We start from the raw sequence: 15,591 nt of genomic DNA, 5'->3' as shown, positions 1-15,591 counted from the left end.
CCGCAAAAAAGCCGAGATAAGAATCTCAGCTTTTTTATTCTTCTGTAACAAATTGACTCAAAATCCCATTGATAAACTTACTTGATTTTTCATCTGAGAATTTTTTCGCCAGCTCAATAGCCTCGTTAACTGCAACAAGCTGTGGTGTCTCGTCATATTCTAGTAGCTCATACAAACCTAAACGTAGAATATTTTTCTCTACCAGAGTCAAACGATCTAAGGTCCAACCAGCCTTCAAATACTGAGTAATCTTATCATCGAGCACACTTTTGGATTGCATTACGCCATTAACTAGATTGAGCAAGAAGATCGGAAGTTCAACTTGTTCCTCTTCTTCCTTATCATGTAGATAAGCAAAGCGACAGGCTTCAACTATATCCTCATCATACTCCAGACTCATCAATGCCTGAAATGCGCGCTCACGTAAATCACGTCTTGAGTCTACCATTACCTTACTCATTGAGGAAATCCTCATCAAATAAATCAGCCATATCCGGTTTTGGAGATTTTTCAGGAACAATACCTGCAACATGGACATTAACAGCTGACAAACTTACATCTGCCATATCATGGACAGCACTTTTCACAGCCTTTTGAATAGCCATAGCAACGGTAGGAACCCCTACACCATACTCCAAGTACAGATAAATATCCACTGTTACATCGCCATTATCCGCAGTATGAAGATAGACCCCACGACTCAAAGAACGCTTAGCTAAGCTATCTGACATACTCTTGTTTGCAAAAGAGTGAACTCCATCTACCTTTGCAGTTGCAATCGCAATGATTTTTTCCAAAACGCGTGGCGCAATAACAATTTCACCTAATTGTTCAGTTGCCATAGTGATTACCTCTTCTATATTATGCGCGAGAAACGTATGTTCCTTCTGCAGTGTTGATGATCAATTTTTGTCCAACTTCAATAAAGTCTGGAACGTTAACAACAAGACCAGTTTCAAGAGTAGCTGGTTTACCAGAACCAGTTACAGTAGCACCCTTGATTGATGGTTGAGTTTCAGTTACAACTAATTCAACGGTTGTTGGCACTGTCACACCAATCACTTCATTTCCATAGAACTGGATTTTTACGTCAGAGTTTTCAAGGATGTATTTCAATTCATCTTCAACATTGACTACTGGAATTTCATATTGGTCATAGGTTTCAGTATTCATGAAGTAAGCAGTGTCATCCATTTGGTACAAGTATTGAGCAGGCACAGTTTCAATAATAGCTTGCTCAAATTTTTCTTCTGGACGGTAGCTTGTATCAAAAGTTGAACCAGTACGGACGTCACGCAATTTCATACGCATGATCGTATTTCCTTTACCTGGTTTATGGTGGCTTGCTTCCAAAACGCGGATCAATTTGCCATCAGCTGTTTCAAAAGTCATACCAGCTTTCAATTTACTTGCTTCAATCATGTGATTTTTACCTCTTTAATAAATAATTTACTCTTTATTGTACCATAAAGCCTGATAATTCTCAAATAACAATCAACTCCAAATGGTTGTAGCTTCTAAATTTTCAGGCTTAATCATCATATCAATCTGTAGACTTGCCTCAGTCGACAGGAACGATATTTCCCTCTTCATCTTTCTTGACATGGACATATTTCCCATCCACCTCAATATAAAATGTTTTTTCCTTGCCTTGAGAAGATGAAACTTGTTGCTGAAGTTCTCCACCTAGAGCTTGGCCAAGGTTCATCCCCATCAAAAGATTCATGCCGTTTCCACCTTCGTTTTTGGCTGCAGCAATCAAAGCCTCATTACGCGCCCTGCGTTCTTCAATTTCGATCGTGTTGTATTTCATAGCCGCCAACTCACTATCAAGCTTGCGAACAGTCGCCATGCTATCTTCATCATAGCTTATGTCTTCAAGGAGGACATTAGTTACTTCCAAACCATATAAGCTTGTCCAAGTTTGATTGACCTCTTGTTTTGCAAGTTCATTAAAGACTTCTTGATTAGCATTGAGGCTATAGATGTCCACTTGATTGTCAGCAGTATACTTTGCGATGGCAACCGCAATCTTTGGTGGCAGATTTTGGCGTAGAGTCCCTTGTGCTACATCTTGCAAGGTAAATGGTTGATCCACCGTAATCTGACGACTTACAGAACTAATATAAAAGAGAACTGGATCCGCAATTTTGACATCATACAGCCCGTAAAATCTGATACTAAGCAGTTGTTGATAGCGTTCACTAAAGTATTCAACAGGGTTTTGAGTTCCAAATTTATTGCCTGTGAAAGGCTGGATCTTGAAATAAATAATTTCTTGTTGGGTCACAACTTGTCCACCAAATGAGAAGCGATTCTTAAAGTTTTCCCAAGTTCCTTTGATCCCACCTTTTTCTAGTAACCAAGCATTATCGCCAGCTTGCCATTCGTGGCTACCAGCTTCCAAAAGTTCTCCCAGAAAAGTTCCATTGTTGACCAATAAAGCTACATAGCCTTGAGGAACAATTACCAAAGAGCCATCCGTTAAAAGACCGGTATTTTGATTGCCGTGTCGAGATTGACCGTCTGGGTCTTTTGTCAAAAGAACACCTTTAACTGCCAAGGCTTCTGACGGAACTGACTCAGGCAGAACAACCGCTTCTTTAAACTTGCTATCACGAAAGCTACTGATGCCCCCAGAAAGGGCTGCTTTAATAAATCCCATACTATCTCCTATTTATAAAATTCAATTTCATCGACAACATCATAGGTGTCCAAGAGCCAATCTTGAGCTGTTCGTACCAAGGAAGCCTGACAGTATTCACACTTGGAAACAGAGTCAATCGTCAGAGGAGCCCCACAGTTTGGACAGTGGTCACTAAGAATATCAGTCTTCGTGACTTCTTCAGTTTTAGCATCATGCAGACGAATGAAGTTTAAGCGATAAACTGTAAATAAGTCCTTGGTTGGATCACCTTCGATAATCCGTCCTGTTTCATCGTCCCTGATATAATCCCTCATAGTCGATGACAGGATCACTTCCAGTCTATCATGACCTTGCGGATTTGGATAGAAGTCCTTAATCTTAGAATTTTCTACTCGTACACGTTCCAAGACATTGGTCGTTTTCGCTCGAATATGCTCCTGTAGCTGAGTGCTGTGCTGGTCATAGAGACTCGGACTTTCTAAGCCACGAACCGAAGCCCAATCTTTCTCGGTCCAGGCAGATTGAAGTCGAAGGTAGATTACCTTCACCTGTGACAAGAAACGCTCTTCATCAAAGTTTGGATCCTGTTGTTTCAGTTGTCTAATCGCTTCGAGATTATTCTGAATCGGCTTGCCGGCTCTTTCCTCAGTCGTTCTTTTTAATTCATTATTTGAAGAACTAGTGTCATCTGTACCTTTTACTAAGTTATATAGTAAACCGATAACACCACCGATGACAACAACGGCAAAACTTCCCGAAGAACCCGAACCAGAGCCTGAGCTATAACTGCTCGAACCTCCAGACCAACTGTCACCTCCAGACCAACTGCTTCCGCCACCCGAATCAATCAAGCTGCTACCACCACTTTCAGAATTTCCCACACCAGCATCAACGGCAGGGGCTAAAAAGAAGAGTAGAACAAGAAAGATGGTCGCAAATACTAAAATACCTTTTTTCATAAGCCTCTTTTTATCCTTTAAATTAACAGGGTAAGAAAAGATTCTTTAATCTAAATAACAATCAATTCTTTTGGCGCAAGGGTTAGGACTTCACAGCCTGTTTCTGTAATGAGGAGATCGTCTTCGATGCGGACGCCGTATTTGCCGTCCAGATAAATACCTGGCTCATCGGTCAGGACCATGCCTGCCTCAATCGGCTCTTCTGACTTGCCAAAGTAAGGAATCTCATGGATATCCAGACCGATACCGTGGCCAATCCCGTGGCTAAAGTAAGGACCATAGCCAGCATCGTTAATAATCTGCCGCGGAATTCGGTCAAAATCAATCCGACTAAGCCCAGCCTTAGCAGCTTCTATCAGAGCTTGATTGCTACGCAGGACAATATCATAGATTTCCCGCTCTTCGTCTGTCACCTGTCCCACATGAACAGTCCGCGTCATATCACTGACATAGTGGTTGTAGTAGCAGCCAAAGTCCATGGTCAGGGTTTCGCCATTTTGAATGACCTTATCACTAGCCACACCGTGCGGCATAGCAGAGCGGTAGCCTGAAGCGATGATAAAGTCAAAAGAGGCACCTGAAGCACCTAGCTGACGCATCCGGGCATCTAAAAAGTTCATAACCGCTAGCTCTGTCGTCTCACCTGGCTTGATAAAGTCCAGTACATCTAGGAAGGCTTGATCTGAAATTTGGCAGGCCTTGCGAATGGTCGCGATTTCTTGCTCATCTTTAATCATGCGGAGATTCTCGATAAAACCGGTCATTGGCACCAGCTCATATCCTGAGAAAAGACTTTCTAGCATCTTGAAATAAGCATAGGAAATCTCGTCATCAAAACCGATTTTTTGCAGCTTGTTGTCCGCTATGATTTTAGCAATCTCACCAAGTGCGTCTCGCGTTTCAACAATGTCAAATCCTTGAACTACTCCCTTGGCAATCAGTGTATAACGGGCATCCGTCAGGAAAATACGACGTGTCTTACTGATGAAAACTGTCGCCTCTGTTCCGCTAAAGCCAGTCAGATAGTATATATTTTTTAAATTGGTTACTAAGACAGCATCACATTCTGTCTGAGCCAATGCTACTTCAAATTTTTCAACTCTTGATAACATGAGAAAACCTCCGTAAAATGATTCAATTTATTATAGCAAAAAAAAACGAAAATAATACAATCTATATAGTTAGGATTAGATAAAATTGACATTTGAAAGCGCTAAATATATAATGTCTGTAAACAAGAAAGAATGAGGTAACGATATGAATAAAACAGAATTACTATTACAAAGGCTAGATGATATTGCTCAGTCTCTAAAAGATTCTAGACAAGCACTAGCTATGCTGGCACTTGGTTCTTGCGGAGCAGAAAGAGAACGATTGGATCAGTACTCCGATTTGGATTTCTTTGTTATTGTAAAAGATGGCTACAAGCAGGCCTATATCCAGGACCTAACCTGGTTAAGTAAGCTAGAACCAATTGCATTTCACTACCAAAATACAGTGGACGGACATAAAGTTCTATTTGAAGATGATGTTTTTTGTGAATTTGCTGTCTTTGAAGCTCATGAACTAGCAAACATTCCCTTCGCTGAAGGCAAGATTATCTGGAAGGAAGTCGGTTTTGATGGAACAATCTGCCAGCCACAAAGATTGCCATCAAAAGAAAATAGAGACCGTGAATGGCTGTTGGGAGAAATTTTATGCAATCTATATATAGGACTAGGTCGCTATCAACGAGGCGAAAAATTGGCTGCTTATGATTTCATCCAAAACAGATCCGTCAAGCTTTGGACTGAATTAATCAATTTGGAAAAAATTTCTAAATCTGATTTTATAGATATTTTTAACAGCAACAGACGATTTGAAAAAGGTTATCCAAATGAGGCCAAACAATTACCCTACTTTTTGCAAGGTTACGAACGAATCTCTGAATCTGCTCAGGCACTCCTAGAATATCTTGATAAACACTATTCTCTTAACCCATTTATAAAAGAAAAAATTCGTAATTTATTATAAAAAAGACTCTGCCTAAAAAAGCAGAGTTTTTAAAATCTTATTTTAATTTTCCTTTCAAATAGTGTCCTGTGTAGCTGGCTTCATTGGCCGCTACTTCTTCTGGTGTACCAGTTGCAATAATCGTACCACCACCGACACCACCTTCTGGGCCTAAATCAATAATATGGTCAGCTGTCTTAATCACATCTAGATTGTGCTCAATAACTAAGACGGTATTTCCATCATCAACGAAACGATCTAGAACTTTTAGCAGACGAGAAATGTCTTCTGTATGAAGTCCGGTCGTCGGTTCATCCAAGATGTAGAGAGACTTGCCGGTCGATCTCTTGTGGAGCTCACTAGCCAACTTCATCCGCTGGGCTTCACCACCCGATAAAGTAGTCGCTGGCTGTCCTAAAGTAACATACCCCAAGCCCACATCTTTAATTGTTTGTAACTTCCGATTGATCTTTGGAATATGTTTGAAGAAATCAACTGCATCATTAACTGTCATATCTAAGATTTGTGAGATATTCTTTTCCTTGTAGTGTACTTCTAAGGTCTCACTGTTGTAGCGTCTTCCATGACAAACTTCGCAAGGAACATAAACATCCGGTAAGAAATGCATTTCGATTTTGATGATACCGTCACCCGAGCAAGCCTCACAACGGCCACCCTTCACGTTAAAACTAAAACGACCCTTCTTATAGCCACGAATCTTGGCTTCATTGGTTTGAGCAAAAAGATCCCGAATATCATCAAAAACTCCAGTGTAGGTGGCAGGGTTGGAGCGCGGTGTCCGACCAATTGGACTTTGATCAATATCGATTAAACGATCTATATAATCTACTCCAGAGATCGTTTTAAATTTTCCAGGCTTATCCGAATTACGATTGAGTCTTTGAGCCAAGGTCTTTTTTAGAATAGAGTTGACCAAGGTCGATTTGCCGGATCCCGAAACTCCCGTCACAGCGATAAACTTCCCAAGTGGGAAACGAGCTGTAATGTTCTGTAAATTATTTTCAGTCGCACCTGTAATTTCGATAAAACGCCCATTTCCTACACGACGTTCCAGTGGTACTGGAATTTCACGCTTGCCTGATAGGTACTGTCCAGTGATAGACTTCTTATTCTTAGCCACTTGTGCAGGAGTACCAGCTGCAACTATTTCACCACCAAAGACTCCTGCTCCTGGCCCGACATCAATCAGCCAGTCAGCCTCCCGCATGGTGTCCTCATCGTGCTCAACCACGATGAGGGTATTTCCTAGGTCACGCATCTTCTTAAGGCTGGCAATCAGGCGGTCATTGTCACGCTGGTGCAAGCCAATCGATGGTTCATCAAGAATATAAAGAACGCCACTCAAATTAGAACCAATCTGGGTCGCCAAGCGAATCCGCTGGCTTTCGCCTCCTGATAATGTACCAGCAGAACGAGATAGGGTCAAGTAATTAAGACCAACGTTATTGAGGAAGGTTAGCCGATCATGAATTTCTTTGAGAATAGGCCGAGCAATCGTAGCTTCGTTGTCTGTCAAGCTAAGCTTGTCCAACTGAAGCAAATGATCCGCAATGGACAAGTCCGAAATCTCACCAATATGCAAACCAGCTTCACCCCCAACCCTGACTGATAAGGCCTGAGGACTAAGACGATAGCCATGACAAGCTACGCAGGATAACTCATTCATATAGGTTCGCATCTGGGTCCGAGTATAGTCACTATTGGTCTCATGGTAGCGACGGTTGATATTGGTAACTACTCCCTCAAAAGGAATGTCAATATCTCGCACACCTCCGAATTCATTCTCATAGTGGAAATGGAATTCTCGTCCATCTGAGCCAAAGAAAATCAATTGCTTTTCTTCTTCACTTAGCTCTTCAAAAGGCTTGTCCATATCAATGCCAAAGGAGGTCATCGCCTGTTCTAGCATCTGCGGGTAGTAGTTGGAAGAGATAGGATTCCAGGGCGCCAGTGCACCTTCTCGTAAAGTCATACTAGAATCTGGCACCACAAGATCTAGGTCTACTTCTAGTTTTACGCCCAAGCCATCACAGTCCGGACAAGAGCCAAAAGGCGCATTGAAAGAGAAAAGACGTGGCTCAAGCTCGGGCACTGTAAAGCCACAAACCGGACAGGCATAGTGTTCAGAGAAGAGTAGTTCTTTCCCATCCATGGTATCGATAACTACATAGCCCTCTGCAATCCTTAAAGCAGCTTCGACCGAATCAAAAAGACGACTTCTCACTCCCTCTTTGATGACAATTCGGTCTACCACAACCTCAATGTCATGTTGCTTGCTTTTTGATAAGTCAGGAACTTCTGTCACATCGTAAATTTCACCATCCACGCGCACTCGGACGTAGCCATCTTTCTGAATCTTATCAAAGACAGTCTTATGCTGGCCCTTTTTCTTGCGGATAACTGGCGCCAAAATCTGCAAGCGCTGGCGCTCTGGAAGCTCCAAGACTTGGTCTACAATCTGCTCAACAGAGGAAGCCGTAATAGCTCCGTGGCCGTTGACACAGTATGGTGTTCCAACACGGGCATAGAGCAAGCGCAAGTAGTCATTGATCTCAGTAACAGTTCCTACAGTTGAACGGGGGTTTTTACTCGTCGTCTTTTGATCGATGGAAATAGCCGGGCTAAGACCATCAATTGAGTCCACATCCGGCTTTTCCATATTACCTAAGAACTGCCGAGCATAGGCCGACAAACTCTCAACATAGCGACGTTGCCCCTCAGCATAGAGAGTGTCGAAAGCCAGACTAGACTTACCTGAACCGGATAATCCTGTCACCACAACCAGCTTATCTCTAGGAATTTCTACATCAATATTTTTTAGATTATGAGCTCGCGCTCCATGGATCACAATTTTATCTTGCATCTTAACCTCATTTCACTTTGAACATTCTCTATTATATCAAAATTTTCTCTATTCTTTTGCTCCAAAAATCGTGAATTTATAGTATAATAGTACGGTGTCTAAAAAAACAATCTGGAAAGGAAAAAGAGCATGAAACAAGTCTTTTTATCTACTACGACCGAATTCAAAGAGATTGACTCCCTCGAATCGGGTACTTGGATCAATCTTGTCAATCCTTCCCAGAGCGAATCAGTTGAAATTGCCAATGCTTTCGGTATTGATATCACCGACTTACGGGCGCCACTCGATGCGGAAGAAATGTCCCGGGTAACGATCGAAGATGACTATACTTTGATTATCGTGGACGTTCCCATCACTGAAGAAAGAAACAACAAGACCTATTATGTCACTATTCCGCTTGGTATCATTCTGACGGAGGATGCCATTATCACCACCTGTTTGGAAAAGCTCCCCTTGTTGGATATCTTCATCCACCGTCGCCTGCGCAACTTTTACACCTTTATGAAGTCACGCTTTATCTTTCAGATTCTCTATCGTAATGCCGAGCTATATCTGACAGCCCTACGTTCTATTGACCGCAAGAGTGAGCAGATTGAAAGCCAGCTACACCAGTCTACGCGAAACGAAGAATTGATTGAACTCATGGAGTTGGAAAAAACCATTGTCTACTTCAAGGCCTCTCTCAAAACCAATGAGCGCGTGATTAAAAAGCTGACCAGCGCCACTAGCAATATCAAAAAATACCTAGAGGATGAAGACTTGCTAGAAGACACCTTGATTGAGACCCAGCAGGCCATTGAGATGGCAGACATTTATGGAAATATCCTGCGTGGGATGACAGACACCTTTGCGTCCATTATTTCCAATAACCAGAACAACATTATGAAAACTCTGGCCTTGGTAACGGTCGTTATGTCCATTCCAACTATGATTTTTTCTGCCTATGGTATGAACTTTAAAAATAACGATATCCCACTCAATGGCGAACCTCATGCCTTTTGGATCATCATGTTTATCGCCTTTGCTATCAGCGGTTCTCTCACCGTTTACCTCATGCACAAAAAACTATTTTAATTGATAGAAGGAAAGCCTATGTCACAAGTATCTATAGACAAACTTAGCAAGAAAAACCAAGAATTTATTCGCATTGCAACTCACCAGTTGATTGAAGCTGGGAAAACCGATGAGGAAATCAAAGTCCTCCTAGAAGAGATTATTCCTACCATCCTTGAAAACCAATCCAAAGGAATCACTGCCCGTGGTCTCTACGGTTCCCCAACTGCCTGGGTTCAGCAATTAACCGCTGCAGAGAAAAAAGCAGCTGAAAATCCTGCACAAAATGACGATCCGCGCCTCATGATTTTGGATTCTGCTCTTTTAATTTTCGGGCTTTTATCTATTTTCCAAGGAGCAGTTAACTATTTTGCAAAAACACCGAATCCTTACGGATTTACTACCCTAGTTCTGGGTAGTTTAACAGGAGGTTTGGTTTTCTATTCACTCTACCATTTCATTTATCGCTACTATGAACCGGACCAAGAATACGGTACTAAACCACCTTTTTGGAAATCAGCTATTGTTATGAGTGGTGCTGTCCTACTTTGGTTGGTAGCCTTCACTCTTAGTGCTTTCCTACCAAGCTTCCTTAATCCGCAATTGCCAAACCTCCTTGTCATAATGATTGGTGGTCTTGCCCTAGTAGGACGCTGGTACCTCAAGAAAAAATTCAACATTAAAAGCGCCACAGCTAACCCGAGACGCTACTAATTTTTTGATTCCTAAGCAAACCAGCTTAGGAATTTTTTTATTTTCTTTTTTTCGAAAAATAAAGTACTAGGTCATCACTATTTTCACAAGGAGCATATGGGGCAAGGGCTTCATTGTTAAACCAAAGTCCAGAACCATCTGGAATATATCCTCTTTTAATATATAAGCGCTGTGCCGGCCCATATCCCTTATGTAATCCCACTCCCAAGGTAACCACATCTGAATATTTCAAGGCTTCTTGCTCTGCTTTTTCGATTAGAGCCGTGCCAATCCCCTGCCTTTGAAAGCTTTCAAAAACATTAAAATCAGTTAACTCCGGATAAAGACCTGCAAAAGGACCGTGATTTGCTGATGGAATGACTGTTATATAACCTGCCAAAAATCTGCCAACAAGAGCCACCAAAACTTGGCGTTCTCCCTCCTCTTGCTCAAGAAAATATTTGTGCAGAATATCTTTTCGCTCAGGCCATCCCTGCTCAACAAAAGCATTTGATAATCCTTCAATATCCTCAAAAAGCATCTTTCTGACGATTCGCTCTTCACCCATATCATACTCCTTATAACAGATTCTTATCTCATTTTAACACTTTAAAGAGAAATAAAAAACCCTGCAAAAGCAGGGATTTACTTAATCCTCTTTTACGAAAGTCATCCTTGATCGCTATGAATACATTCTTTAACTTTTAACAAGTGTATAAGCTTCTCTCAACCATGTCCGACCAACTTTGCTAGAAAAGAAACAAGCTAGTTTTTATCTTTTTGGTATAGGTTTAGAAAATCTTGATAAGATTTTAAGAGATGATCCTTCTTATCAGACGAATACCAACCATCTAGTTTGATGTTAGTATAGAGATCGATTTCCCCTTCAGCAGCTAGAAGCTTTAGACTTTTTTCATAAGAATCATCGCCAGTTATCAATAAGCTCCATCCGGCACTAAATTTCTTTTCTATACCAGGCAATTCTTTACTTAATTTCAAACTCTTGATATTTAAATCCTCTCCTCCCTCAATGAGAGTAATATTCTGTGTTTTATTGGCCAAGACTAGTCCATAACGATTCAATTTATCATCCAGGTCAGTAGCTGAATAGATTGGTTGCTTCGAATGGGCTGTTAGAGGTTCGAAATAGCGATCCAGAGAAAAAGTCTGACCATTTTCAATATTCGTATAAAGAGTCTGGGTAAAGGAGCCACTACTTGAACTAGAATAGTAGCTTGCATTTGATCCACCTGGTAGATATACCTCAAAAGAAAAATAGAGTTGACTGTCTTGAGGATCTTGATACAGTTGGTGACTCACTTTCCCCGGAATAGCTTGAGGATGTAGTTTTTGAGCCAACTGGAGTAGGTCATAATCTTTGTAAGTCCCTTCAGCTTGGTTTAGAAGTCTAATTTTCAGGTGGTTATTCTTATTCTTATCTCTACTAAATTGCTGGTAACTATCGTAGTAAAAAGTTTTGTTGGGGTAATTCATCTCTTGCTGCAAGATATACTTGTCAGACAAGATGGCCAAATTAGGATTCTCGACCATATAGAGATTATCACCCAGCTTTTCTATCTTAAAAGTCGCATCCTTATCAGGTCTATTTTTACCAACCTCTTGCTGCTCAGTCTGATTTTGCTCAGAGTGTATAGTATTTTTTTGTTTTTCAGCAACGTAAGAAGCCAAAAATAAACCAATTGCAAATGCTAAAGTATAGCCACCAATATTCAAAAAGATTTTATTTTGAAATAGTTTTTTTATCTTTATAAGGATCTGACTCACTTATCTTTCCTCCGGAACTTTTACTCGACGAAGCTGACCATCTATAAGGACATAGATAATTCGTCCCGATTTTATCATTTTATCAGGGGTTAAATCATGAAAATTATTTATCTTAAACTGCAGAGGAACTAAAGCCTGGTTGCCGTTTTGAACCATTACAGAAATTGATCCTGCCACAAGATTGTCATTAGTTTCAGCTTGACTAACCGTCATCTGTCCTACCTCAAGACTAAATATGGAGAAAATTCTATACAGAGGTCCCTGCTCCACAATCTCCTTAACGGTATTCATATACGTTTCAGACAAAGGGCTACCAGGGTTATATTGAAGCCAATTAATATATTGCGGGCCGGCTGGATTAGACCGCTTAGATTCATCAATAAGAGTGCTGACGTCTTTTACAGTTTTTATTCCATAGCGTCTGGTTTTATCGAAACTAACTTGATTTAGCATCGTATTGGTAGAGCTAAGATCAGTCAGGCTTCCTAAGGCACTTATGTGGTCATATAGATCGAAATGCTGCGTGTAAACCGGACCTTTTTTGAAGTCAACGGTAACTACTTCTTCACTATCGATATCAAGTCCAATTGGGACAATCCCTTCCGCCCAATTGATTTTGCCTTCCTCCTGTACCTTCTTTATAAACAAGTCATAAGGAAGTGGAGTTTCAGGACTTTTCTTCTGTTTTACGATTTGTTCCGCTTCATACTCTTGTTTCTTTTGAGCAGACCAAAAAGGAGCTTCTCCTGGATAATTAAATAGTCTAGCAAAATCAGAGGCTTGTTGAGTGGAATCCTTAGTGTATTTAAACAGTGGATAGATAGCGAAACTAGCTTTCTTAGCCATTTCGAGGACATGAGGATATTCTTGATAGAGATTGATCAGGTCTCCACCCTGATATGGTCTCATCATGATAACTTTGTCTTGATTTTGCTTTTCTTGGTTATCATAGGAATTTGTGTCTTTTTTAGCATCAACAATAAAGCTTAGGCTCTTTAAACGGTCAGCAAAAATAGGATTACTTTGAGCAATTTTAAATTCACTATTATCGCTAGCAGTTAAGACTTCTTCTTGTGCAGCTCCTATGTAGTGAGCAATCCGGCTCTTTGCCGTCTTTAAGTCAATAATCAAAGATGCTTTTTTAGAGTCGCCATCAATCTCTTCCAGCTCTATTTCTATATAAGGAGCATCTGGAGACGAGTCAAGCACATCTAATTTCGCGGTACTCTTAATGTTATATTTTTTCTTTTCTTTAAGAAGGAGGGCTCGTACATCGACCTTCTTTAATGACTGAATCCCTTCATCTTCTTTGTAAATATCAATCTGATAAAAATATTCCGTGTTCTTTTTGTCATAAAAAGCCTTCCCCTCGTCAGGATACGGATCCTCGGGGAGTTTGTAATTCTGTGCAACTAGATAGCCATCTTTCTCCTGGACTTTTCCAAATTTATCGATAGCCAGGGCAATATTTCCGATTTTCTGAAAGTCATTTACCTGACTAACACCTATTCGATACCGTTCTTCTGACTCAGTCCGACTATGATTCTTGCTAATCCCTTCCCTTTTTGCAGGTTCAGGACTAATCGTTGGGTAATAGATCAGATAGGTTACTAGCGCTAGAAAAAAGAAACTAGATATTTTAATGATTTTTTTGAAAGGTGTTTGATCCATATTCGCTTCCCTAATAAAAATATAATAATACCATTCTATCATACTTTTCTGCCACTTTTAGCAGAAATCTTACCCAAAAATGATATAATAGTGCATAATCTATCTTAAAGGAGTGTAGGATGAAGAAGCTAGAGAATTTCTCTTGGCAAATGTGGCAAATTTATGCTTTAGCAGCGCTGGTCGTTTTTATTGTTGGTGGTGCTTGTTCTTTCTTTTTTGTAAAAGAAGCTACTTATGTAGTTAAAGAACGAAATTATGTTTATAAAGGGAAGAATTTGCGTTTAACGAATTATGTAACAATTGGAGAGAATGAGCCTGAATTTCCTATGATAGCCCTCTCTTTTAAGGAAGACGATAATGAACGGGGCTCATCTATTTTTGCCGTAGGTCGGAAATATCTAGCAGTTCAAGATTCCAAGCAATATGATGGCACACTGAAAAAGAAGGATAAGGAAGAATACTTCCGAATTCGTTATTACCAACTAGGACAAGAAAAAGGAGAAGGTCAAACGATTGATGCCTTAAAGATTGTTCAAGATATGGGATATGTATCTATAAATGGCGAATTAGATAATCAGATGTATTCTGATGGAAAAAATGACTATGTAAAAATCCAGATAGACTACAATAACGAAATTTATATCAATCTGACTAATAAAAAGGCAACAAAAAAACGCCCCAAAGAGACGATCCAATTCGGCTATGGAGGAATCTATCGTGCACTCTCAGATCCATCATTTATTACTGAGGCATATAGTGATGACGAGAGTAATATACATAGTTACGGACCTTGGTTTGAGTACAAAAAAGACGATAAAGACTCAATTTCAACTGGCAATTCTTCCGACAAGAATCATAGTAGCAGTAATGTTAAAACTGAGGATAACGTAACACTTGCAACACTTAAGAAGTATGGTTATTTATTAGTTTTAAAAGAAAATATGACCTTAGATGATAGTGAAACTCTGACAAAGATTTTATATCCTGATGCCTCCTATTTTCACTGGACCATTAGGAGCAGATATACAAAAACTGGCCGGGAAGAGTATGTAGAAACAGATCAAGAGTTCAAGCAAGTAATTAAGGAGGATGCTATTGAAAAAGATATTGAAGATTAATTCTGACAAGTGGAAAAGTATGCTTGTCCTCGTGTGCTTTCTAGCACTCTTGTTCCTGTTTTTCTATAAGAATCTAGAGGCCAATCTCAAGGGTTTTTATGCTAATCGGAATTTCCCTGGAGAGATTAAGATTACAGGCTTTTCCTGGGCTGAAAAAAGAACGGGCATTGATGTTAATTTTACTTATACTGAAAAAATTAACGGCAAGAATATTTCTCTGCCCTTGAAAAAATCCGTACGCTTTAAACAATTAGTCATGCCTTATTATGACAAAATAGATTTATCTGATAGATACAACCCTATATCTGAGTTAGGGACGACTTATGATGAATCTATCAGAGTTTATTTACCAATGATTGAAAAAATGCTGGAAATCAATCCCGAACGGACCAAGTTAGAAGAGTCTTTAACAAGAAAATTAAATCAAACTCCAGATCTAAGTGGAGCATCAGCTAAGTTAAGAAGCACCCTATCTGATCAAGCTAATTTTGTTAGAGGTGAAACTTGGTATAGCGATCGCATTGAAGATGCTACTAAAAATAAACATTCTATCCTTGAGGAATTGTACGATTTTTCATTAAATCATGCCTTGTCACAAGGAGCTGTCTATGTCCAAATTATCTTGCCCAAAGGAGTCGACAGAGAAGATATCCACCTAAGAGACCAAATCCAACAGTTGTTAGAACAATTAAGCCTGCCAGATGGAGCCTACGTCCTAGGGACGATTGATGAAGCAGAAGGTGATTTTGTCGTCGTTGAGCAAGGAAAAATTAGAGAAAGGAGATAGGG

General features: G+C 40.1%; 15 protein-coding genes. 5 read left to right on the top strand and 10 right to left on the bottom strand.

Going from position 1 to position 15,591, the window contains the following annotated elements:
* Positions 1-34: 34 nt before the first annotated feature.
* From nusB to HMPREF0847_RS05840, 6 genes are all read right to left on the bottom strand, one after another.
* Entirely contained in the window at positions 35-460 is a 426-nt protein-coding gene (gene nusB / locus HMPREF0847_RS05865; RefSeq protein ID WP_008809844.1) for a transcription antitermination factor NusB, read from the bottom strand.
* Complete coding sequence (locus HMPREF0847_RS05860) at positions 453-842, bottom strand: Asp23/Gls24 family envelope stress response protein (RefSeq protein ID WP_008809845.1); 390 nt, start codon at positions 840-842, stop codon at positions 453-455. The genes nusB and HMPREF0847_RS05860 overlap by 8 nt, the downstream gene beginning before the upstream one ends.
* Before the next feature lie 19 nt (positions 843-861).
* The gene (gene efp / locus HMPREF0847_RS05855; RefSeq protein ID WP_008809846.1) at positions 862-1,422 is read right to left on the bottom strand and encodes an elongation factor P; all 561 of its coding nucleotides are present in this window, start codon (positions 1,420-1,422) and stop codon (positions 862-864) included.
* Between the two features lie 139 nt (positions 1,423-1,561).
* Positions 1,562-2,665: an SPFH domain-containing protein gene (locus HMPREF0847_RS05850; RefSeq protein WP_008809847.1), complete on the bottom strand. Its 1,104-nt coding sequence runs from the start codon at positions 2,663-2,665 to the stop codon at positions 1,562-1,564.
* Positions 2,666-2,673: 8 nt separating this feature from the next.
* Positions 2,674-3,606 carry a Tim44 domain-containing protein gene (locus HMPREF0847_RS05845; RefSeq protein WP_008809848.1) on the bottom strand — a complete coding sequence of 311 codons (933 nt, stop codon included), beginning with the start codon at positions 3,604-3,606 and terminating at the stop codon, positions 2,674-2,676.
* A gap of 50 nt (positions 3,607-3,656) precedes the next feature.
* The gene (locus HMPREF0847_RS05840) at positions 3,657-4,718 is read right to left on the bottom strand and encodes a M24 family metallopeptidase (RefSeq protein WP_008809849.1); all 1,062 of its coding nucleotides are present in this window, start codon (positions 4,716-4,718) and stop codon (positions 3,657-3,659) included.
* A gap of 145 nt (positions 4,719-4,863) precedes the next feature.
* On the opposite strand from HMPREF0847_RS05840, the gene HMPREF0847_RS05835 reads away from it, so the two are divergent.
* Positions 4,864-5,619 (top strand): hypothetical protein, encoded by a 756-nt coding sequence (locus tag HMPREF0847_RS05835; protein ID WP_008809850.1) that lies wholly within the window; start codon positions 4,864-4,866, stop codon positions 5,617-5,619.
* Positions 5,620-5,656: 37 nt separating this feature from the next.
* On the opposite strand, the gene uvrA is transcribed toward HMPREF0847_RS05835, so the two are convergent.
* A complete protein-coding gene (gene uvrA / locus HMPREF0847_RS05830) occupies positions 5,657-8,482 on the bottom strand; it encodes an excinuclease ABC subunit UvrA (protein WP_008809851.1) in 2,826 nt (941 codons plus the stop codon).
* Positions 8,483-8,611: 129 nt separating this feature from the next.
* Between uvrA and HMPREF0847_RS05825 the strand changes: the two genes are divergently transcribed.
* The gene (locus HMPREF0847_RS05825; protein ID WP_008809852.1) at positions 8,612-9,556 is read left to right on the top strand and encodes a magnesium transporter CorA family protein; all 945 of its coding nucleotides are present in this window, start codon (positions 8,612-8,614) and stop codon (positions 9,554-9,556) included.
* 18 nt (positions 9,557-9,574) lie between these two features.
* A complete protein-coding gene (locus tag HMPREF0847_RS05820) occupies positions 9,575-10,249 on the top strand; it encodes a DUF1129 domain-containing protein (protein WP_020992710.1) in 675 nt (224 codons plus the stop codon).
* A 37-nt stretch (positions 10,250-10,286) separates the two neighbouring features.
* On the opposite strand, the gene HMPREF0847_RS05815 is transcribed toward HMPREF0847_RS05820, so the two are convergent.
* The 3 genes from HMPREF0847_RS05815 to HMPREF0847_RS05805 all read right to left on the bottom strand — a co-directional run bounded on the left by HMPREF0847_RS05815 (position 10,287) and on the right by HMPREF0847_RS05805 (position 13,684).
* Positions 10,287-10,796 carry a GNAT family N-acetyltransferase gene (locus tag HMPREF0847_RS05815; protein WP_008809854.1) on the bottom strand — a complete coding sequence of 170 codons (510 nt, stop codon included), beginning with the start codon at positions 10,794-10,796 and terminating at the stop codon, positions 10,287-10,289.
* Between the two features lie 197 nt (positions 10,797-10,993).
* Positions 10,994-12,013: a hypothetical protein gene (locus HMPREF0847_RS05810; protein ID WP_008809855.1), complete on the bottom strand. Its 1,020-nt coding sequence runs from the start codon at positions 12,011-12,013 to the stop codon at positions 10,994-10,996.
* Positions 12,014-13,684 carry a hypothetical protein gene (locus HMPREF0847_RS05805; RefSeq protein ID WP_020992709.1) on the bottom strand — a complete coding sequence of 557 codons (1,671 nt, stop codon included), beginning with the start codon at positions 13,682-13,684 and terminating at the stop codon, positions 12,014-12,016.
* A gap of 119 nt (positions 13,685-13,803) precedes the next feature.
* Here HMPREF0847_RS05805 and HMPREF0847_RS05800 point away from each other — a divergent pair, with 119 nt between their 5' ends.
* Together HMPREF0847_RS05800 and HMPREF0847_RS05795 are read left to right on the top strand one after the other, a co-directional pair.
* Positions 13,804-14,802 (top strand): hypothetical protein, encoded by a 999-nt coding sequence (locus tag HMPREF0847_RS05800; RefSeq protein WP_008809857.1) that lies wholly within the window; start codon positions 13,804-13,806, stop codon positions 14,800-14,802.
* A complete protein-coding gene (locus HMPREF0847_RS05795) occupies positions 14,774-15,589 on the top strand; it encodes a hypothetical protein (protein WP_008809858.1) in 816 nt (271 codons plus the stop codon). Before HMPREF0847_RS05800 ends, HMPREF0847_RS05795 begins: the two co-directional genes overlap by 29 nt.
* The last annotated feature ends 2 nt before the right edge of the window (positions 15,590-15,591 follow it).

This window comes from Streptococcus sp. 2_1_36FAA, from assembly GCF_000161955.2.
Lineage (GTDB): Bacteria > Bacillota > Bacilli > Lactobacillales > Streptococcaceae > Streptococcus > Streptococcus gordonii.
The sequence above is the reverse complement of the archived record's forward strand: the minus strand, read 5'-3'. Positions and strand labels throughout refer to the sequence as shown.